Raw genomic sequence first — 22564 nt, 5'->3', positions numbered from 1 at the left:
GGCGGCACTCCAGATCACAACCGGCGTCTGCAGCAGAAACCGGTACGACGTGATTCAAAAGCCGGGGCGGACCCCGGCCGGTCGTTCTTGTTGTTCTTCCTTGCGGCACCCCGTTGAGGGCGCGGTATCACTAAAGTCGCGCGCTGCTCGGCGGTAACGCGTCAATCCCTCAGCAAACGGGCCAATGCCTCCCGGTCGGCGTCACGTTTGCGGCTGGCTTCCAGCAACTGTTCCTGCAAGGTAAGCGGTGCGCGCTCACCCTGTTGTGACGGTGCTTCATTGGTCGTGGTCGTTGCCTGCGGGGCATCTTCAAGCCGTTCGGTAGGAATGCTCGTGTCTTCCACGCTCTGCTCGACTTCCGCAGGCGAGGGGCTGACCGGCGTACGCTCGGTCATGGGTACGAGCTGATCCGCATCGAGCGGCTGACGATTGATCTCCTGAAGGTCCCCAATCGCACGTGCCATGGGCGCGTCGGTGGGCAGGATCTCCTGGCCGTCGTTCAGACGCTGCATGCCGTTGGCGACGTTGAGCATCGGGTTGTTGGTGGAGAAGTTCGCCACGCCATCGAGGCGTTTCACACCATTGATGGCGTCCAACAGCACCGGATCGTAGTTCGCGTTGCGCAGGTATTGGCCCAAACCACCATCATCGGTTGAAGGCGGAATACCGGGCTGCCCCTGCAATACGGTCGGCGTGACGTTGGCATCGCTCGGCACCGTGGGCGGTACATCGAGTGGCCGTACGGTGACCGTTGCGTTCGCCGTTACCTGCGTTGTGCCATCACTCAATACATAGTTGATGGTGTCAACGCCCGTGAATCCGGGGCGCGGCGTGTAGGTGAGCGTGCCGTCGGTGTTGATCACCACGGTCCCGTTGTCGGCGCGGACGCCGATGACCGTCAACGTGTCGCCATCCGCATCGGTCGCGTTGGCGAGCACGTCGATCGTGACCGGTGTGGCGGCATTGGTGCTTGTGCTGTTTGGCCCAGCGACCGGCGCATCGTTGACCGCTGCCACGTTCAGCGTGACGGTCGCTTGGGTAAGGCCGCCATCGGCATCGCGCACTACGTAGGTGAAACGGTCCGGACCGTTGTAGTTGGCGTCCGGGCGATAGACGAAGGTGCCGTCGGCATTGAGCACCAGCGTGCCGTGCGCGGGCCCGCCGTTGGCGGCCAGGCTGAAGGTGAGGGCATCGCCGTCCGGGTCGCTCGCTTGCAGCGCGCCTGTGAGTACGCTGTCTTCGTTCAGCACGAAGTTGCCACCGGCAGTTTGTGGCGCCGGGTTAGCGATGGTGAAGGTGACGACCTGACCGACGGATTGCTGGCCGTCGCTCGCGATGATGGTCACCTCGTACACGCCACGCACGCCGCCTTGGCTGGCGTGCGTATCCACGGTACCGCTGATCACGCCGGTGAATGGATCGATGCTCAGCCCCGCCGGCAGATTGCTGGCGCTGTAGGTCAAACGATCACCATCGGCGTCGCGGAAGGCCGCGCCCACGTCGAGCCGATAAGTCGCGCCATCGTCTGCGCGCTGGCCGGCGATGGGCTGGCTGACGATCGGGCCGTTGTTGGGTACGGTCGAAACGTTGATGGTCACAATGGCCGTGGCGAGGCCGCCGTCCGCATCCCGCACGCTGTAGGTGAAGCTGTCCGCGCCGCTGTAGCCATTGAACGGCGCGTAAACGAACGTGCCATCGGCGTTCAGTGTGAGTACGCCATGACTCGGGCCAGCGCTCTGGATCAACCCGAAACTCAACGCATCGCCGTCCACGTCGCTCGCTTGCAGCAGGCCGGTGTAGCGCCCGTTCAAGGACACGCTGAAGCTACTGTCGCTCGTGGTCGGCGCTGGGTTGCTCACATCGAGGGCGAAGGTCTGGCCCACCGAAGCACCGCTCGGGTCGGTTGCAGTCACCGTGATCGTGTACGGCGCCGTCGCCGATGCGCTGCTGCCGAGCGTGCCGGTGATCAGTCCGGTGTTGCGATCGATCGACAATCCCGCTGGCAAACCGGTGGCGGAGTAGCTCAAACGATCACCGTCGATGTCCCGGAAGTTGCCGGACACATTGAGGTTGAAGGTCGCACCGTCCGTACCGCTTTGCGTGGCGATGGGCGTCGTGATGACAGGCACATCGTTGGCCGGCGTCACGACAAAGGTCACGGTGGCCGTGGAAACGCCGCCGTCGCCATCCACGACTCGATAGGTGAAGCTGTCCGAGCCATTGAAATCAGCCGCGGGCGTGTAGGTGAAGGAGCCATCGGCGCGAATCACCAGGTTGCCGTTCGCCGGCTGCCTCACAGCGCTGTAGGTCAACGAGTCGCCGTCTTCGTCGGTGGCGACCAACTGGCCGTTGAACGGACGGTCTTCGGCGGTGGTGAGCGTGGCGCCGGCGGCAACCGGCACGGTGTTGACCACATTCAGGACGAAGGTCTGGCTGGCGGTGCCGCCTTTGCCGTCGTCCACCGTGACCGTGACCTCGTAACGCCCACCGTTCACAGCGGACGCGTGACTGTCGACGGTCCCCTGGATCACCCCAGCTGGCGTGATGGAAAGGCCATTCGGCAGGTTGCTTGCGCTGTAGGTCAGGGTGTCGTTATCGCGGTCGGTGAAGCTGCCGCCTACGTTCAGTGAGAACGGCTTGCCATCGGTGGCCGACTGCGTAGCGATGGTCGAACTCGGCACGGGCACTTCGTTGGGGACGGCGGTAACCGTCAGCTCGACGGTGGCGCGTACGATGCCGCCATCGGTGTCACGCACCTCGTAGGTAAAGCGATCCGGGCCGGTGTAGTCAGGGTTCGGCCGGTAGGTGAACGTGCCGTCCGCACCGAGGCTCAAGGTGCCGTGCTCGGCGCCGGTCACCAGAACGAACGTGAGGGCATCACCGTCCACGTCGGTCGCGACCAGTGTGCGCGTGAGCGAGCCGTCCTCCACGGCCGTGAAGGCGCCGCCCTCGGTGGTGGGCGCCGGGTTGGTCACACTTAACACGAAGCTTTGCGACACTTTGGCGCCACTCGGGTCGGTCGCGGTGACCGTCACGGTATAGAGCCCGCCAACCGCCAGCTGCGACGCATGCCCATCAAGGGTGCCGGAGATCACACCTTGCGGGCTGATTTCCAGGCCGCGCGGCAGGCCGCTGACGCTGTAAGCCAGCGTATCGCCGTCGATGTCGCTGAAGTTGGCCGCCACGTTCAGGTTGAAGGCGGCGCCATCGCTGCCCGTCTGTGGAGCGACCGAGCCCACGGCAACCGGACCGTCGTTCACGGGCGTGATGTTCAATGTGACGGTTGCCGTGACGCTGGCGCCGTCCGCATCGGTCACGGTGTAGGTGAAGGTATCCGTACCGTTGTAATTGGAGTTCGGCGTGTAGGTGAAACGGCCATCGGTACCCAGTTGCAGCAGGCCATGGGCGGGTTGTCCTCCGGGTGCGAGCCGGAACGTCAGTGTGTCGCCGTCCGCGTCGGTGGCGGCCAGCGTGCGCGTGATCGTGCTGTCTTCGGCGAGTGTGTAGCTCGCGTTGGCGCTGACGGGCTGCGTGTTCAGCACGTTCAGCGTAAACGACTGGGTGATGCTGGCGCCGCTGGGGTCGGTGGCGGTGACCACGACGGTATAGGGCGCGCGCGCCGAATCGCTGCTGCCGAAGCTACCGGTGATTGCCCCCGTTGCCGGGTTGATCACGAGGCCTGTCGGCAAGCCCGTTGCGGAAAAGCTCAGGCGGTCGCCATCGATATCGGCGAAGTTACCCGCGACGCCCAGGCTGAACGGCTGACCATCGGTCCCCGTCTGCGTGGCGATGCTGCCGACTCGCGTAGGCGCATCGTTCACGGCGGTGACGAGGATGTTGACGGTGGCGATGGCTTCGCCGCCGTCACCGTCACGGACGATGTAGGTGAAGCTGTCTGGGCCGTTGTAGTTCGGGCTCGGAGTATAGGTGTAGCTGCCATCGGTGTTGACCACGACGCTGCCAGAGCTCGGCCCGGCTTGCAGGCTGTAGCTCAACGCATCACGGTCGGCATCCACGGCAACCAACTGGCCGCTGGCGGGCGTGTCTTCGTTCGTGACCAGCACGCCGTTGCTGGCCACTGGCGTAGTATTGGCGACGGTAAAGGTGAAGGTCTGGGTCGCGGCAGCACCGCTGGCATCCGTCGCAATCACGGTGACGGTGTAGGTCCCGGTGCGGTTTTCGCCGTTGACCGATGCGTGGCTGTCGACGGTGCCGGTAATGACGCCGGCCGAATTGATGGTCAGGCCGTTGGGCAAGCCGACCGCGCTGTAGCTCAGCGTGGGATTGTCGACATCGGTGAAATTGCCCGCGACGTTGAGCACGAATGGCTGGCCGTCGGTACCGGTCTGCGTGGCAATGGTGCCCGCCGGTGTTGGCGCATCGTTCACGGCGGTCACGGTGATGTTCACAGTCGCGAACGCCAGGCCACCGTCGGCGTCGCGTACCTCATAGGTGAAGCTGTCCGCGCCGTTGTAGTTCGCGTTTGGCTGGTAGGTGAAGCTGCCATTTGCGTTCAAGACCAGCGTGCCGTGCAACGGGGCAACGGCGGTGCTGAAGGTGAGGGCATCACGGTCGATGTCGGTCGCCACGAGCGTGCCGGTATAGGTGCCGTCTTCGGCGACGGTGAAAGGCGTCGCAGTGGTAGTCGGTGCCGGGTTTGTGGCCGTGAACAAGAACACCTGGCTAACGCTCGCGCCGCTGGCATCGGTCGCAGTGACCGTTACGTTGTAGATGCCACCGACGGCCTGGGTCGACGCGCGGCCATCCAGGGTGCCGCTGATGATCCCAGTGCTTGAGTCGATCTGCAGGCCGGCGGGCAAGTTGTCCGCGCGGTACGTCAGCGCCTGGCCGTCCGGATCGGTGAAGTTGCCCGAAACGTCCAGGGTGAACGCCGCCCCGTCGTCTGCCGTTCTGGCACCGATTGGTCCGGTCGTGACCGGGCCGTCATTGGCGGCCGGGTTGACGAGGATAGCGACGGTTGCCGTGGTGGCGCCGCCATCGATGTCGGTCACCGTGTAGGTGAAGCTGTCCGTGCCGGTGTAACCGAGGTCCGCCGTATAGGTGTAGCTGCCGTCAGCATTCACCGTGACGCTGCCGTGCGCTGGCCCGGTGGCGGCGGCAAAGGTGAAGGTGTCGCCATCCGGATCGATGGCGGTAAGCGTGCCTGTGGCAGGTGTGCCAGCAGTGGCGGTGAGTGCGCTGCCTAGTGTGATGGGCGCCGGGTTATTGATGGTCAGGGTGAACGCCTGGGTGGTGCTGTCGCCCGCGGTGTCCGTGGCGGTAATGGTGACGGTGTAGACGCCGCCTCCGTTCAGGCCATTCACTGAGGCACGATGATCCACGGTGCCGCTGATGACGCCTGCAGCATCGATCGACAGGCCAGCCGGCAGCCCGTCTGCGCGATAGGACAGGGTGGCGTTGTCCACGTCGGTGAAGTTGCCGGCCACGTCAAGACGGAACGGCAGATTGTCGGTGCCGGTCTGGGCGGCGACCGCGCCGACCGCTTGCGGTGCGTCGTTCACGGCAGTGATGTTCAACGTGACCGTGGCCGTGGCAATGCCGCCGTCGGCGTCACGGACCTGATAGCTGAAGCTGTCGGTGCCGTTGTAATCCGTGTTCGGCGTGTAGGTGAAGCTGCCACTTGCGTTCAAGACCAGCGTGCCATGCAGCGGCGGTACGGTGGTGCTGAAGGTCAGCGTGTCGCCGTCTGGGTCCGTCGCCAACAGGGTGCCGCCGATGGTCGTGTCTTCGACGAAGGTGTAGCTGCGATCCGCCGTGGTGGGCGCCGGGTTGGCAATGGTCAGGGTGAAGGTCTGCGTGGTGCTCGCACCATTGGGGTCGGTCGCGGTGACGGTGACGTTGTAGACCCCGCCAGCGGCACCCGTGGAGGCACGGTTGTCCACCGTGCCGGTGATGACGCCGTTGACGATATCGAGCCCGGCCGGCAAGCCATTGACGGTGTAGGTCAGCGCGTCGTTATCGATGTCGGCGAAGTTGCCTTTAACGTCCAGATTGAAGCCAACACCATCGGTCCCGCGTTGCGGGGCAATCGTGCCATTCGGCGTCGGGGCATCGTTCACGGGTGTCACGTTCAGCAGAACGGTGGCCGTCACGGTGCCACCGTCGGTATCGGTGACACGGTAGGTAAAGCTGTCTGGGCCGTTGTAGTTGGGGCTGGGCGTATAGACGAAACTGCCGTTCGGCAACATCACTACCGTGCCGTGGGCCGGTTGGGTCTCGGCACTGAAGGCGAAGCTGTCGCCGTCCACGTCCTGCGCCGTGAGGGTCGCGCTGAGCACACCATCCTCGGCAACGCTGTAGCTACCACCTGCCGTGGTCGGCGCGGGGTTAGCGACAGTCAGGATGAACGTCTGCGTGGCGGTGCCGCCGTTGCCATCGTTGGCGGTGACGACCACGGTGTAGCGGCCGTTCGGCATCAATACCGAGGCATGGCCGTTCACATCGCCGCTGATCAGCCCCGTCGCCGGATCGATGGACAGGCCCAAGGGCAGGCCCGCAGCGCTGTAGGTCAGCACGTCGTTGTCGGCATCCACGAAGCGACCGGCGACGCTTAAGGTGAAGCTTGCGCCATCGGTGCCGATTTGCGCCGCGATGCTGCCATTAGTGACCGGCGCATCGTTCACGGAGGTGACGGTGATGTTGACGGTCGCGGTGGCCACGCCGCCATCGCTGTCGGTCACGGTGTAACTGAAACTGTCGGCGCCGTGGTAGTTGGCGTTCGGTCTGTAGGTGAAGGTGCCGTCGGCATTCAGCACGACGGTGCCGTTGGCCGGCGCGCCGTTGTCCGCCAGCGCGAACTCGAAGGTGTCGCCGTCCGGATCGGTTGCGGTCAAGCGCCCGTTGAAGGCGTTGTCTTCCATTACGGTCAGGCTGGCACCGGGGGTGACCGGAGCCGGGTTGCTGACGATGAGGACGAACGTTTGCGTAGCGGCGGCGCCGCTGGCGTCCGTCGCGGTCACCGTGATGGTGTACACACCCGTGCCGTTATCGCCGTTCACCGAGGCATTGCGATCCAGCGAGCCGCTGATGACGCCGTTCACCAGGGTCAAGCCTGCCGGTAACTCATCGACGGTGTAGATCAGCGCGTCGCCGTCCGGGTCACGGAAGTTGCCGCCGATGTTCAGGCTGAACGGTTGGCCGTCCGTGCCGCTTTGCGTTGGGATGGTGCCGTTCGGCAGGGGCGCGTCGTTCACCGCCGCGATGTTCAGCGTCACAGTGGCGAGCGAGAAGCCACCGTCGGCGTCGCGCACCTGGTAGGTGAACTGGTCCGGGCCGTGATAATCGGCGTTCGGGGTGTAGGTGAAGGTGCCGTTGTCGTTCAGCACCAGAGTGCCATGCAGTGGCGGGACGGTGGTGCTGAAGGTCAGGGCATCGTTGTCGGGGTCGGTCGCCGTTAGGCTGGCCGTGAGGGTGCCGTCCTCGCTGAGGTCGAAGGTCGCGGTATTGGCCGTTGGCGGTGGGTTGCTGACGACGAAAGTGAAGCTGGAAGTGATGGTGGCGTTGCTCGGGTCCTTGGCGGTCACCACTACGGTGTACACGCCACCGATGACTTGCGTCGACGCATGCCCACCGATAGTGCCGGAGATCACACCTGTCGCGGCATTGATGGTCAGGCCAGCGGGCAGCCCGCTGGCGCTGTAGCTCAGGGCGTCGTTGTCCACGTCCCGGAAATTGCCCGAGACATCGAGGCTGAAACCGCTGCCGTCGGTGCTGCGTTGGGGCGCAATGCTGCCAACCGCGTCCGGACCGTCGTTCACCGGCGTGACGGTCAGCGTCACGGTTGCGGTGACGCTCGCGCCGTCCACATCGGTGACGGTGTAGGTGAAGCGGTCTGGCCCGTTGTAGTCCGCGAAGGGTTCGTAGACGAACGCGCCATTGGCGTTCAACACGAGTGTTCCGTGTTCGGGCCCGGTGGCCACGGCAAAGGTCAGCGTATCGCCATCGGTGTCAGTCGCGGTCAGCGTGCCGGTCAGCACGCCATCCTCGGCGATGCTGTAGGCGCCGCCTTGGGAGGTGGGCGCCGGGTTGGTCACGGTCAGCACGAAACTCTGGCTGGCGGTAGCGAGCCCGTCGCTGGCGTAGACGGTGATGGTGTACGGGCCAAGCGCCGACGCGCTGCTGCCCAGGGTGCCGCTGATCACGCCGGTGACCGGATTGATCGTCAAGCCCGCCGGCAGCGGAGAGCTGCTGTACACCAGCTGCGGATTATCGACATCAGTGAAGTTGCCGGCGGTGTTCAGTGTGAACGCTGCGCCGTCCGTTCCGTTCTGGTTCGCAATGGCGCCAAGCGGGGTGGGCGCGTCGTTGACCGGCGTGACATTGAAGTTGACGGTCGCCACGGCTGTGCCGCCATCGGCATCAGTCACGCGATAGCTGAAGCTGTCCGGGCCGTTGTAGTCCGCTGCCGGCGTGTAGGTGTAAGTGCCGTCGGTGTTGAGCAGCAACGTCCCGTGCGCCGGTGCTTGGGTGACGGTGAAGGTCAACGCGTCGTTATCGGCGTCGGTCGCAACCAGGCGTCCGGCGTAGGCAGTGTCTTCCGGCGTTACGATCGGCAGCCCGCCGTCGGTGACAGGCGCCGGGTTGGCGATGGTCAGGGTGAAGGTCTGGGTAGCGAGGCCGCCACGACCGTCGTCGGCCGTCACGGTCACGCTGTAGACGCCAGTGCGGCCAATACCGTTGACCGAGGCATGGCTGTCTACGGTACCGCTGATCAGGCCGGTGGTGGCATCGATGGTCAGCCCGGCTGGCAGGCCGGTGGCGCTGTAACTCAGGGTGTCGCCGTCGATGTCGGTGAAGCGTCCGGCAGTGCTCAAGGTGAACGGCAGGTTGTCGGTGCCGGTACGCGGACCGATGGTGCCCTGGGCAACCGGTGCTTCGTTCTCCGCGTTCACGGTGATGGTAACCACGGCGATGGCCGAACCCCCGTCCGCATCAACCACGCGGTAGGTGAAGGTGTCGGTACCGCTGTAATTCAGGGCAGGGGTGTAGGTGAAGGAGCCATCGGCGCGCAGGGCGAGCACGCCGTGGGACGGGCCTTGCACCGGCGTGACCTGGACGGTCAGCGCGTCGCCATCTGGATCGCGGTCGTTACCCAGCACATTACCCGTGAGCACATTGCCGCCGTTGAGCAGCGTGTTGCGGTCCACCTCGAAGCTGTCGGCCTCGGCGATTGGCGCGGGGTTGCTGACGGTCAGCGTGAAGCTCTGACTGACTTCGCCGCCGTTGCCGTCCCGTGCGGTAACGGTCACGGTATAGCTGCCGCCTGCCACGACGGTGGACGCGTGCCCACCCAGCGTGCCGGTAATGAGCCCGGTGGCCGGATCCATGGTCAGGCCCGCCGGCAAGCCGCTGGCACTGAAGGACAAGGTGTCGTTGTCGGCATCACTGAACGCGGCTTGCACCACGTCGAGGCTGATCGTTTGCCCGTCGCGCGCCGTCTGGTTGGCGATCGGCTCGGCCACTGGGTCGGTGTTGGGCACCGGATTGACGGTGATAGTGACGGTCGCGGTTTCGGTGGTGCCGTTCGAGGTGACGGTATAGGTGAAGCTGTCATCCCCGATGAAGCCCGCGCGCGGGGTGTAGATCAGCGCGCCATTCGCGCTGAAGGTCACGCTGCCGCCGTTGGCGGTGGTGAAACTACCGTTGCCGTTGGCGTCGATCGTGACGCCGCCCATGCTCGTAACGAGCCGACCGGCGTTCTCGAAGCTGTCGTTGGCCAGCACGTTGAGCGCCACCGGCACGTCGCCCACGATGGACACGTGGTCGTCGACGATATCGGCGACCGGCGCGATGGTCAGCGGCAGCACGCTGCTGACGAGCGTCGTACCGTCGATTGCCGAGCCCACGGCACCGACCAATTGATTGAGTTGCAGGCTGATCTGCAGGTTGCCGTTGTAGTCGGCGCCCGGGGTATAGACGAGCACGCCCAGTGCGGCGTTGATGTCCGCCGCACTGCCTTGCAGGTGCAACACGCCGTTGACGTTGCTCACCACGGTGACGTTGGTGCCTTGGCTGAAGGTGAAGCTGCCGTTTGGTGCGTTGAGGGTCAGGTCAAGCACTTTGCCGTCGACATCGCCTACCGCGAGGGTTTGGCCGAGCACGTTGGCGAAGATCAGCGGCGTGTCCTCGGCGAACACCGGGATCGACGGGATTTGTAGCGTAGGCAAGTCCAGCACCGGTGCCACGGTGACCACGACGGTACCGATCGCGGTCGCGCCATCGGCATCGCGAACGGTGAAGGTGATGGTGTCAACGCCGTTAAAGTTCGCCGCCGGGGTGTAGGTCAGCGAGCCGTCGGCGCCAATGACCACGCTGCCACGTCCGGCAACCGCTTCGATGACGGTGACGTCATCTCCGTCGATGTCACTGATCGCAAGGTCCGCGCGGGGGATGGTCAGCGGCGTGTCTTCGACGCCGACGGCAACGGTGGCACCCGCGACAGGCGCCGGGTTGGTCACGTGGATCTGCAGCGTGCTGCTGGCGCTAGCGCCGGCAAGGTCGGTGGCGGTGACGACGACGTTATAGGTGCCGTTGGTTCCACCGGCCGAGGCGCTACTGCCGAGCGTACCGGTGATGACGCCTGTGGCCGGGTCGATGCTCAAACCGGCGGGCAGGTTGGTGGCCGTGTAGGTGAGCCGGTCGTAGAGGTCGCTGTCGGCGAAAGCCAACGCCGCAGGAACGAGCACCTCGGCGCTGTCCGTCGCATTGACCGGAAGGAGGCTGCCCGCCACCGGCGCCTGGTTGGTACCGACGTTCACCGTGACGACGATGGTTTCAGTCACACCGCCGGAGGTCACGGTGTAGGTAAAGCTGTCCACGCCACGGAAGCCGACATTCGGCAGGTAGGTCAGGGCGTTGTTCGCACCGATCACCACGCTACCGTTCGCCCCATTGGTGACGGCCGTAACGGTCGCATTGGCATTATTGAAGGTGTCGTTCGCCAGTGGCGAGAACGTCACCGGCACCAGCGGATCGGTGGTGATGCTGTCCGCGACGCCATCGGCCACGGCGGCCAGGCTCAGGGCGACGCTGGCATTGATGGGCGCCGCGACGCCATCGCTGACCTGCACCTGAATCAGCGCATTGCCGTTGTAGTCCGCCACGGGAGTGAAGGTCAGCCCGTTCAGCGCGGCGTTGAGGGCCGCGGCGCTGCCGCTGACAGTCACGCTGGCCGAGCCATTGGCCCCGCTCACGACCGTAAGGCCCGCCGTGCCCGCAAGGTTCAGCGTGCCGTGGTTGACGCTCAGGGTAACGGTCAGCGTATCGGCGGCGTTGGCATCGCCCACGGTGATGGCGTTGGCGCCGGAAAGCACGATCGGGTTGTCTTCGCTACCGGCCACGAGCGCCGGTGCAACGACGGTTGGCGCGTAGTTCGGTTCGGCCACGATGAGCGTGACGGTGGCCGTCTCCGTGGTGCCGTTGGAGGTGACGGTGTAGGTGAAGCGGTCGGTGCCAGTGAAACCGTTGGCCGGGGTGTAGAACACCTGGCCGTTGGCGTTGAAGGTTACCGTGCCGCCATTGGCGGTCAGATAGTTGCCATTGCCGAGCGCGGTGACTTCGCCCAGCGCGGTGACGGCACGGGCCGGGTTTTCGAAGTTGTCATTGGTCAGGACGTTGAAGCCGGTTGGGGTGTTCTGCACCACACGAACCTGGTCGTCGACGATGTCGGCCACTGGCGCGATTTCGATGGGCAGCACGGTGCTGACGTTAAGCACGCCACCGATCAATTGGCCGAGTTGCACCGTGATGTTCAGTGGGCCGTTGTAGTCGGCGCCAGGGGTATAGACGAGGCCCCCAAGTGCGGCATTGATGGCCGCTACGCTGCCCTCGATGCGCAGGGTGCCGCCCGTGTTTTCCGTGATGTTGAGGCCCGCGGTTTGGTTCAGCGCGAAGCTGCCGACCGGGACGCTGAGTTTCAGGTCCAGCACTTCGCCGTCCACGTCGCCGACGGACAGCCCTTGGCCGAGGATGTCGGCGAACACCAGTGGCGTGTCTTCGGCGAAGACCGGAATGGTCGGCAGGGTGATGGTCGGCAGGTCCACTACCGGTAGCACGGTCACCACTACCGTGCCGGTCGCCACGGCGCCATCGGCGTCGCGCACGCTGTAGGTGATGGTGTCGATGCCGTTGTAGTTCGGATTGGGCGTGTAAGTCAGCGAGCCGTTGGCGTTGATCGTCACGCTTCCGTTCGCGGCTGTGGCGCCGGTAATGGTGACGCTATCGCCATCCGGATCGCGCACGTTCAACAGCGCGGCGCTGATGGCGATCGGCGTGTCTTCGTTGCCGATGACAACAGTCGGTCCGGTGAGTGGTGCAGGGTTGCTGACGTTGATGACCATCGTGGTGGACACCGACGCACCCGCGCGGTCGGTGGCCGTGACCGTAACGGTGTACTGGCCGCCGCCATTGGCGCCGTTGACCGAGGCGTGACCGTTGACCGTGCCGCTGATGAAGCCGGTGGCGGGATCGATCGTAAGGCCGGCGGGCAGTCCTGTAGCGCTGAAGCGTAGCGTGTCGAGGGCATCCGCATCGCGGAAGGCCTGGGCGGTGGAAACGGCAAGCACGATGTCGGCATCGTTGACGTTCAGGCTACCGAGGTTGCCGGTGGTAGTCGGCGCCTGGTTGCCCACCGTGACGTTTACCGTCACGGTTTCCGTCACGCCGCCCGAGGTAACGGTGTAGGTGAAGCTGTCCGCACCGACATACCCAAGGGCAGGTGTGTAGGTCACTTGGCCGTTCAGGCCCAGCACGACGGTGCCGTGCGCCGCGGCGCTGACCGAAGTGATGGCCGCGTTGGCATTCTCGAAGGTATCGTTCGCCAGCGGATAGAAGCTGTAAGGCGCCAGCGGGCCAGTGCTGATGCTGTCGGCCACGCCGTCGGCAACCGGCGTGACGGTCAGCAGTACGCTGGTGATTTGCACGGGGGCAATGCCGTCGCTGACCTGCACGTTCAGGGTCGCGCCACCGTTGTAGTCGGCTGTCGGCGCGAAGGTCATGCCAGCCAGTGCGGCGTTGATGTCGGTGGCGCTGCCGCTGATGACCATCAGCGCGTCAGCGGTGCCGTCGCCCGTGGTGATCGTAAGCCCGGTGGTTTGCCCGAGGGTGAGGGTGCCGTGGTTGACCAGCAGGGTGACGGTCAAGCGGTCGCCATTGATATCCGCGACGCTGATGGCATTAACACCGGCAAACGCGAGCGGCGTGTCTTCGGCAACGGTTAAGGCGGCCGGCGCGCTGACGGTGGGCGCGTAGTTCGGCAACGTGACGGTGAGCGTGACGGTGCCGGTTTCGTAGGTGCCGTTGGATTCGACGGTGTAGGTAAAGCTGTCCGTGCCGGTGAAACCAGCGTTCGGCGTGTAGCGGGCATTGCCATAGGAATCGATAGTGACCGTGCCGTTGGCGGGTTCACTGTGCGTGATCAGCAGACGGCCCGCGTTCTCGAAGGTGTCGTTTGCCAGCACGTTGAAATTGGCCGGGATGCCGGCCGTGACGGCCACCTGGTCGTTCACCACGTCTGCCACGGGCTCGATGGTGAGCGGCAGCGCGACGGTGACGAGGCTGTTGATATCGAGAGTGCTGCCGAGCAGACCGGTCAGTTGGCCCAGTTGCAGGCTGAGCTGGACCGGGCCGTTGTAGTCCGGGCCGGGGGTGTAGACGAGCAGCGCCAGCGCCGCGTTGATGTCGGTGACCGACCCCTGCAAATGCAGGCTGCCGTTGGCATTGGCGACGATCGTGACGTTGCTCGGCTGGCTCAGGCTAAAGCCGCCCACGGGGGTATTGATCGTCAGGTCCAGCAGCTTGCCGTCGATATCGCCGACCGACAGCTTTTGGCCGAGGATGTCGGCGAACACCAGTGGGGTGTCTTCGTAGAACACGGGGATGGTCGGGATCTTGATGGTCGGCAGATCCAGCACCGGCAGCACGGTCACGGCAACAGCACCGGTCGCCGTGGCGCCGTCGGCGTCCCGGACGAGGTAGGTGATGACGTCCACGCCGTTGTAGTTCGCGTTTGGCGTGTAGATCAACGACCCGTCGGCGGCGACGCTGACAGTGCCGTGCAGCGCCGTCGCGCCGGTCACGGTCACGACATCGCGATCAGGGTCGACGATGTTGAGCGTGGCGCGGGGGATGGTCAGTGACGTGTCTTCGTTGACCGTCACCGCGACGTTCAGACCCGCGATGGGCGCCGGATTGTCCACGTGCATTTGCAGCGTGCTGGTGGCCTTCGCGCCGGCAAGGTCGGTCGCGGTGATGACGATGGTGTAGTTGCCGTTTGGCGCCAGTTGCGAAGCGTGCCCATCGAGCGTGCCGCTGATTACGCCGGTGGTGGCGTCGATCGAAAGGCCGGCAGGCAGTCCGGTGGCGCTGTAGGTCAGGCGGTCGAACAGGTCGCTGTCGACGAACGCCGCGGATGCCACGATGGCGATCGGTGCGCCGTCCTGGCTCACGCGAGGCAACATGTCTGTGCCAATGGGCGGTTGGTTCGTCCCGACCACGACATTCACGGTGATCGTTTCGGTCACACCGCCAGAGGTGACGGTGTAGGTGAAGCTGTCCGCCCCGCGATAGCCTGCTCCTGGCAGGTAGGTGACCGCGTTATTGAGACCGATGACCACGGTGCCGTGCGCGCCGTTGGTGACCGCGGTGATCGTGGCGTTGGGGTTGCTGAACGTATCGTTGGCCAGCGGGTAGAGCGTTGCCGGGATGAGGGGCTCGGTGGTCAGCAGGTCGGTGCGGCCGTCCGCGACGGGCGTGAGGCTGATCGCGACCGTGGCGCTCTGTGGCGCGGCAACGCCATCGAACGCCTGCACCTGGATGCTGGCCGAACCGTTGTAATCCGCAGTGGGTTTGAACGTCAGGCCATTGAGGGCCGCGTTAATGTCTGTCGCGCTGCCCCGAACGATCAGCACGCTGTCATCGACGCCATCGCCGGTGAGCAAGGTCAGGCCCGTGGTTTGCGCAAGGCTCAAGGTGCCGCGGTCGGTCTGTACGGTAACGGTCAGTACATCGCCATTGGCGTCTGCGACAGCGATGGCATTGCCGTTCGCGGTGGAGAACACCAGGGTGCTGTCTTCGTTCGCGACGACGGCTGCACCCGGCACGCTCACCACGGGTGCGTAGTTGGGCAGCGCGGTGGTCACGGTGACCGTTGCCGTTTCCACCGTCCCGTTGGAGGTGACGGTGTAGGTGAAGCTGTCCGTGCCGAGGTAGCCGGCGTTCGGGGTGTAGACGAGGTTGCCCTGCGCATCGAAGGTCACGCTCCCATGGGCGGGCGTGCCCACAGCGGTAACAATGCGCCCGGCGTTCTCGAAGGTATCGTTGGCGAGCACATTGAAGCTCACCGGCGCTTCGAGGGTGGTGCGGACGTTGTCATCGACGATGTCGGCGACCGGCGCAATGGTGATCGGCAAGCTGAGATTGACCAGGCTGCTGAGGTTGAGCTGGCTGCCCAAAATGCCGGTCAGCTGGCCAAGTTGCAGCGTGATGTTGAGGGGGCCGTTGTAGTCGGCGCCAGGGGTGTAGACGAGGGCAGCCAATGCGGCGTTGACATCCGCCGGCGTGCCTTGCAGATGCAGGCTGGCACCGGCATTGGCGACTACGGCGATGCTGCTGTCCAGGCCCACGCTGAAGCTGCCGCGTGGCGCAGTCAGCACCAGGTCCAGCAGTTTGCCATCCACATCACCGACCGACAGGCTCTGCCCGAGAGCGCTGACGAGCAGGATGGGTGTGTCTTCGGTAAAGACCGGCAGGGTCGGGATCTGCAGGGTTGGCAGATCCAGCACGGGCAACACGGTCACGACCACGGTGCCACTGCCGGTCGCACCGTCGGCGTCGCGCAGGGTGTAGGTGATCGTATCGATGCCGTTGAAGTTGGCGCGCGGCGTGTAAATCAGGTTGCCATTGGCATCGACGCTGACCGTGCCGTTGCCGGCGCTCGCGCCGGTGACGGTCACGACATCGTTGTCACGGTCGAAGATCGCTAGCGTGGCGTTTGGAATCGTTAGCGCCGTGTCTTCGTTACCCGTCACGGCGATGTTGATGCCCCCCACCGGCGCGGGGTTGGAGACGCTGATGGACAGCGTGGTCGACACGGACGCGCCCGCAAGGTCAGTGGCTGTCACCGTCACGGTATAGACGCCGCCGTTCACGGTCGACGCATGGCCATCCACCTTGCCAGCAATGATGCCGGTCAGCGGGTCGATGCTCAGGCCCGCCGGCAGATTGCTTGCCGAGAAACGCAGCACGTCGAGCAAATCGGCATCGCGGAAGGCAAGCCCGGTCGCGACGTTGACGACGATGGCGCCATCTTCGGTCAGCACGGGCAGCAGGCCACCCACGGTGGTCGGCGCCTGGTTGCCCACGGTCACGTTGACGGTGACCACTTCAGTGACGCCGCCGGATGTCACGGTGTAGGTGAAGCTGTCCGAACCGGTGTAGCCCAGCGTTGGGAAATAGGTGAGGGCATTCCCAACACGCGTGACGGTGCCGTGGGCTGGGTCACTCACACCGGTGATGACGGGAGCCGCTTCGAAGGAGTCGTTCGCTAGCGGATAGAAGGTCACGCCGGTCACGTTGGAACTGCTGGTCTGGATACTGTCGGTGACGCCGTCGGCCACCGGCGTGATGGTCAGGCCGATGCTGGTGCTTTGAGTCAATGCGCCGTCGTTGGCGCTGATGTTCAACGCCGCCGGGCCGTAGTAGTCAGCGCTGGGGGTCAGCACGAGGCCGTTAAGCGCGGCATTGATCGCGGCGGCGGTACCGCGGATGACCAGCGAGCCGTCGGCACCATTGCCATCGATAAGCTCGAGCCCGGCGGTTTGCGCGAGCGCGAGGGCACCATGGTTGGTGCTGAGGGTGACCGTCAGCGCGTCGTTGTTCTGGTCGGCCACGGTCAGTGCGTTGCCGTTGGCATCGGAGAACACCAGCGGGGTGTCTTCGGCGAAGGTCTGGCTCGCCGGTGCGTTCACGGTCGGGGCGTAGTTGGGCAGCGCGACGTGCAGGGTAACGGTGGCGGTTTCCAGGGTGCCGTTGGAGCGTACGGTGTAGGTAAAGCTGTCGTTACCGGTGTAGCCGGCGTTCGGCGTGTAGGTCACGGTGCCGTCGGCTTGGAAGGTGGCACTGCCGTGTGCCGGCTGGGTAATACTGATGACCTCGCGGCCGGCGTTCTCGAAGTTGTCATTCGCCAGTACGTTGAGCGTGACCGGCGTATCGAGCGTGACGTTGGCCTCGTCATTGACGACGTCCGCCACCGGCACGATGGTGATCGGCAGGTTCAGGGTCACCAGGCTGCTCAGGTCGATGCTCGTGCCGAGGATGCCGGTGAGCTGGGCGAGCTGCACGCTGATGTTCACCAGGCCGTTGTAGTCGGCGCCGGGTGTGTAGACGAGTGCACCCAGTGCGGCGTTGATGTCCGCCGCCGAGCCTTGCAGGCGCAACGTACCGTTCGCATTGGCGATGATGCTGACGTTGCTGTCCTGGCTGAGGTTGAGGCTGCCGACGGGCGTATTCAACGTCAGGTCGAGCAATTTACCGTCGATGTCGCCGACCGACAGCGCCTGGCCAAGCGCGCTGACCATGAGGATCGGTGTGTCTTCGTAGAACACTGGAAGCGGTAGCAGCTCGATCTTCGGCAGATCCAGCACGGGCAATACGGTGACCGCGACCACGCCCACATCCGTTCCGCCATCGGCGTCACGCACGGTGTAGGTAATGGCGTCGATACCATTGAAGTTCGGCTTTGGCGTGTAGGTCAGCGAGCCATCGGCTTCGATGACCACGGTGCCATGCTGCGCCGAGGCCCCGGTGACGGTGACCGCATCGCCATCGAGATCGACGATGGCCAGGCTGTCGCGCGGGACAGTGAACGTCGTGTCTTCGTTGAGCGAGATCGCGACGTTCAGTCCAGCGATCGGTGGTGGGTTAGCCACGGTGACGGTCAAGGTGCTGGTGGCCGTTGCACCGGCAAGATCCCTGGCGGTGATGACGACGTTGTAGACGCCACCGTTCACCTGCGACGCGTGACCGCCGACGATGCCGCTGATGAGCCCAGTGTTCGGATCAATGGTCAGGCCCGCCGGCAGGTTGCTGGCGCTGAAGGTGAGCTTGTCGAATAGGTCCACATCGGCGAACGACAGGCCTGCGGCGACCGTGACGAGGCCCGCATCGACCGTGCTCAGGGTGCCGAGGTTGCTGCCAACCGGTGCGTGGTTGGTGCCCACGGTCACGTTCACTGTGATGGTTTCGGTCACGCCGCCGGAAGTGACGGTGTAGGTGAAACTGTCCGCTCCGCGATAGCCCAAGACGGGCGTGTAGGTCACGGCGTTGCCCAAGAGCAATACGGTGCCATGGGCGGCCGCGCCAATGCTGGTGATGACCGCGTTGCCTTCGAAGTTGTCGTTGGCCAGCGGGTAGAAGGTAATCGGTACGAGCGGCTCGGTGACGATGCTGTCCGCAACGCCATCGGCCACCGGCGTGATGGTCATCGTGACCGCCGCATTCTGCACGGTAGCGATACTGTCGCTGGCCGTGACGCTCAAAGTGGCGGGACCGTTGTAATCGGCAGTCGGCGTGAACCGCAGGCCGTTCAGGGCGGCGTTGATGTCGGCGGCACTGCCGCGCACGGTCAGGGTGCCATCGGCGCCGTTGCCGTCGATCAGCGTGAGGCCGGTGGTTTGCGCCAATGTCAGGGCGCCATGGTTGGCAGTGAGGGTGACGGTCAGCGTGTCGTTGTTGCCGTCGGCGACCACGATGGCGTTGCCATTGGCCGTGGAGAACACCTGCGGGGTGTCTTCGGCGAAGGTCAGCGCCGGTGCCTGAGTCACAATGGTTGGGGCGTAGTTCGGTAGGGCGGTGGTTAGAGTGACGGTCGCGGTTTCGGTCGGGATGCTCGCCTTTTCGTTCGCCAACACGGTGTAGGTGAACGTGTCCGTCCCGGTCCAGCCGGCGTTCGGGGTGTAGGTGAACAGGCCGTTGCCGTCATAGCGCACCGTGCCGTGGGCCGGCTGCGTCCAGCTGGTTACGGCCGCATTCGGGTTCTCGAACGTGTCATTGGCCATGACGTTGAACTGGACGGGCGTATCCAGCACCACGCGGACGTTGTCGTCGGCGATATCCGCGACGGCGCCGATGGTAATGATCGGCAGGCTCGCGTTGACGTTAAGCAGACCGCCGGTGAGCTGGCCCAGGTTCAGCGTGATGTTCACCGGACCGTTGTAGTCGGCGGCAGGCGTGTAGATCATTCTGCCGAGCGCGACGTTAATGTCAGCGACAGTGCCTCTCAGGTTGACGATCTGCTGGCCATTGGCATCGGTACTTTCGGCGATGGTCACGCCGCCGGTTTCCACGATCGATATGTTGCCGATCGGTACGTTGATGGCGAGCTCGACAAGACCGCCATCGATGTTGCCGATCGACAGTTGCTGGCCAAGGATGTTGGCGAAGATCAGCGGCGTATCTTCCTGAAGCAGTGGCAACGCCGGCAAGTTGATGATGGGCAGGTCGGCAACGGGCAGTACCACGACGAGCGCCGTACCGACGGCTTGACCGCCATCCACATCGCGCACGGTGTAGGTGATGGTGTCAATGCCGTTGAAGTTGGGGTTCGGTTGGTAATCCAGCGAGCCATCCGGGCGAATGGTGACCGTTCCATTGGCCGCCGACGCCTGCGTGATGCTGAACGCGTCGCCATCGGGATCGATGATCAAGAGCGCACTGAGGCTAAGGTTCAGCAGCGTGTCTTCGGCTGCATCGGTCGTGAGCTGAAGCCCGAGAATCGGGATTGGCGGCGGGTTGCTGACATTGACGGTGAGCGTGCTGTTGACCGACGCGCCGGCGAGGTCAGTCGCAGTGACGACGACGTTGTAAGTGCCGGTGCCGTTGGTGCCGTTCACCGAGGCATGACCGTCAACGATGCCGCCGATGGTTCCGGTGATCGGGTCGATGCTCAACCCAGCCGGCAGTCCCGTCGCCGAGAACCGCAGTACGTCCAGTAGGCCGTCCGGGTCGTAGAAGGACAAGCCCGCCAGAATGAGTACGGGCCCTTTGTCGACCGTGTTCAGCGTGCCCAAGGCGGTGCTGACTGGCGTCGTATTGCCGACTAGCACGCTGACGGACACCTGCTCGGTGACGCCGCCGGAGGTCACGGTGTAGGTGAAGGTATCGTTGCCGACAAAGCCCAGCGCAGGCGTATAGGTGATCGTGTTGCCAAGACCCAGCAGGACGACACCGTTCGCGCCTTGGGAGACGGCGGTCACAGTGGCGTTAGCGTTTTCGAAGTTGTCGTTCGCCAGCGGATTGAAGGTGACCGGACGCAGCGGCCCGGTGCTGATGCTGTCCGCGACGCCATCGGCAACGGGAGTAATCGTCATGCCGATGGTGGTGGTTTGTACGGCTGCTTGGCCATCGCTGGCCGTGACCGAGATGCTCGCGGCGCCGTTGTAATCGGCGACCGGTGTGAACGCTAGGCCGTTCAAGGCGTTGTTGAGGTTGCTGATGCTGCCGCTCAGGGTCACGCTGCCCGTGCCGTTTCCGCTGACGGTCAGTCCAGCCGTTTGGGCAAGCAAGAGCGTGCCGTTGGCGGTGTTTAGCGTGACAGAGAGGTTGTCACCGTTGGCGTCGTTGACGGTGATGGCGTTGCCATTGGCGGTCGAGAACACACGCACGGCGTCTTCGATGAAGGTCTGCGTGGCGGGGGCGCCAATGGTGGGTGCGTAGTTCGGAATCACCGTGGTCATGGTGACGGTCGCGGTTTCGGTCGCGCCGCCCGAGGTGACGGTGTAGGTGAACGTGTCCGTGCCGGTCCAGCCGGTTTTGGGCGTGTAGACGGCATTGCCCTGGGTATCGATCGTCACGCTGCCGTTGGCCGGCTGGGTGAAGCCGGTGACCACACGGCCGGCGTTCTCGAAATTGTCGTTCGCCAGGACGTTGAAGCTCGATGCGGTGTTCAGGTAGGCGGTGGCGGTGTCGGGAACGATGTCGGCGACTGCCGCAAAATTCATGGGTACGACCGTGGTCACCGCCGAGGCGATACCGTCGTTGGCGGTGACGGTCAGGTTGACCGGGCCGTTGGCATCGGCGGTCGGGGTGTAGACGAGACCGTTGAGGGCGTTGTTGATGATCGATAGCTGGCCCGTCAGCGTGATGCTGTTCGTGCCGTTCCCGGTCTGGCTGGTACCGGAAAGTAAGCCGGACAGGAGCTCGGCCAGAATGTTGGCGTTCAGCGCGAGCGTGCCATGAGGAACCGAAAGCGTAACCGTGCCCGTCGCGCCATCGTCGGTCACCCGCAGTTGCGTACCGAGCGCGCTGGAGAACGTAACGGGTACGTCTTCGCTAAGGCCTGTGAGTGTCGGCTTCACTATGACCGGTGGCGCGTTGACGGTGATTGCCACGGACCCAGTGACAGGCCCCAGCAGATCGTTAACTGAATAAGTAAAGGCGTCAGGGCCGGAATATCCGGGTGTTGGCGTATAAATCAATGCATTACTTGCAGCGTTGATGGTGACCGTGCCATGGGCCGGTTGGGTGAAAGAAGCAATCTTTGTTACGAGTAAATCGTTGCTCAGGACGTTGAGCGTCGTAGGTCCGCTGTTCTGGTTGACGGTGTACGAATCATTACTGACAGCGAGAAGGCTATGGTTCCATTCCGATGCCACCAGCGATGTCGTCTCGATCGTCCCGACATGCGTCTCCAGCACCCAGTCACCGCCTTGACCGGTGGTGTTGATCGACGCGGCGATGTCGCTCGTTAGTGCCTGCGCCAGCGCATTGACCGTTTCCATGCCACGCTCGCCAGCGGCGAGGTCGCAGCCATACAACAACACGTCGGCGTTGGGATTCAGGTGCAGCCCAATCTGGCCAAGGATGTCGGCGTACTGGCTTTGAATGGATTGCGCGTCGAGCTGGGTGCCGCCGACCTGCAGCAGGCCCTCGGAGGCATGTGTGACGATGTGGATCGCGTCCAGCCCGGTACGACCTTTCAGCGCGTCGGCGATTTGGCTGAGACCGTCGCGACTGTTATCGAGGTACACGACGTCGGCACCCGTTGGCAGGGCGCTACGCAAGATGTCTTGGTCGGGCAGGCTGCCATCGATGAAATAGATTTCGTGCCGCGCCGTCCCCTCGGGTGGTGCGGTCGCAGTCAGCGCATTGACGATGTCGGCCGTGGTCTGGTCGGTGAAGTCATGCCCTGCGTCGACCGCAGGGGGCTCGGCAGACGCATGATGAGCGTCAGCATCGCTCGATCCGTCCGCACCCACAGAGTTCGCATCCGCGTGGCCCGCATCAGCTGCAACCGCCCCGGGAGCGTCCGAAGCATGGGTGGGTAGGGGCACATGAGCCGGTTCCGCCGCCGCTGCCGCAGGCGCGCTGGCATTGACTGCCGCATCTGCCGTGGCGATTGCCGCACCGTCGAACATCACCCGGGTTTCGAGCGCGATGCGGATGGCGGAGCTGTGTTTATACGAACCGTTCATGTGAATCTCCAGCGCAAAGGCAGGGCGTTGGCAACAGCCGAAAGGGGTAAAGGCTCTTTAAGGTTAGAAGCCAGCCA

1 protein-coding gene is annotated in these 22564 nt (G+C 64.4%); it reads right to left on the bottom strand.

Annotation, left to right across the window (positions count from 1 at the left end; translation table 11 throughout):
- Positions 1-161 precede the first annotated feature (161 nt).
- Entirely contained in the window at positions 162-22487 is a 22326-nt protein-coding gene (locus IEY47_RS19370; RefSeq protein WP_188985786.1) for an Ig-like domain-containing protein, read from the bottom strand.
- Positions 22488-22564: the final 77 nt, after the last annotated feature.

Origin of the sequence: Pseudomonas matsuisoli (assembly GCF_014647635.1) — a bacterium.
Taxonomy (GTDB): domain Bacteria; phylum Pseudomonadota; class Gammaproteobacteria; order Pseudomonadales; family Pseudomonadaceae; genus Pseudomonas_P; species Pseudomonas_P matsuisoli.
The sequence above is the reverse complement of the archived record's forward strand: the minus strand, read 5'-3'. Positions and strand labels throughout refer to the sequence as shown.

Excerpts from the sequence above, each read along its gene's own strand:
- IEY47_RS19370 (WP_188985786.1), bottom strand. The coding sequence starts at position 22,487 with ATGAACGGTTCGTATAAACACAGCTCCGCCATCCGCATCGCGCTCGAA.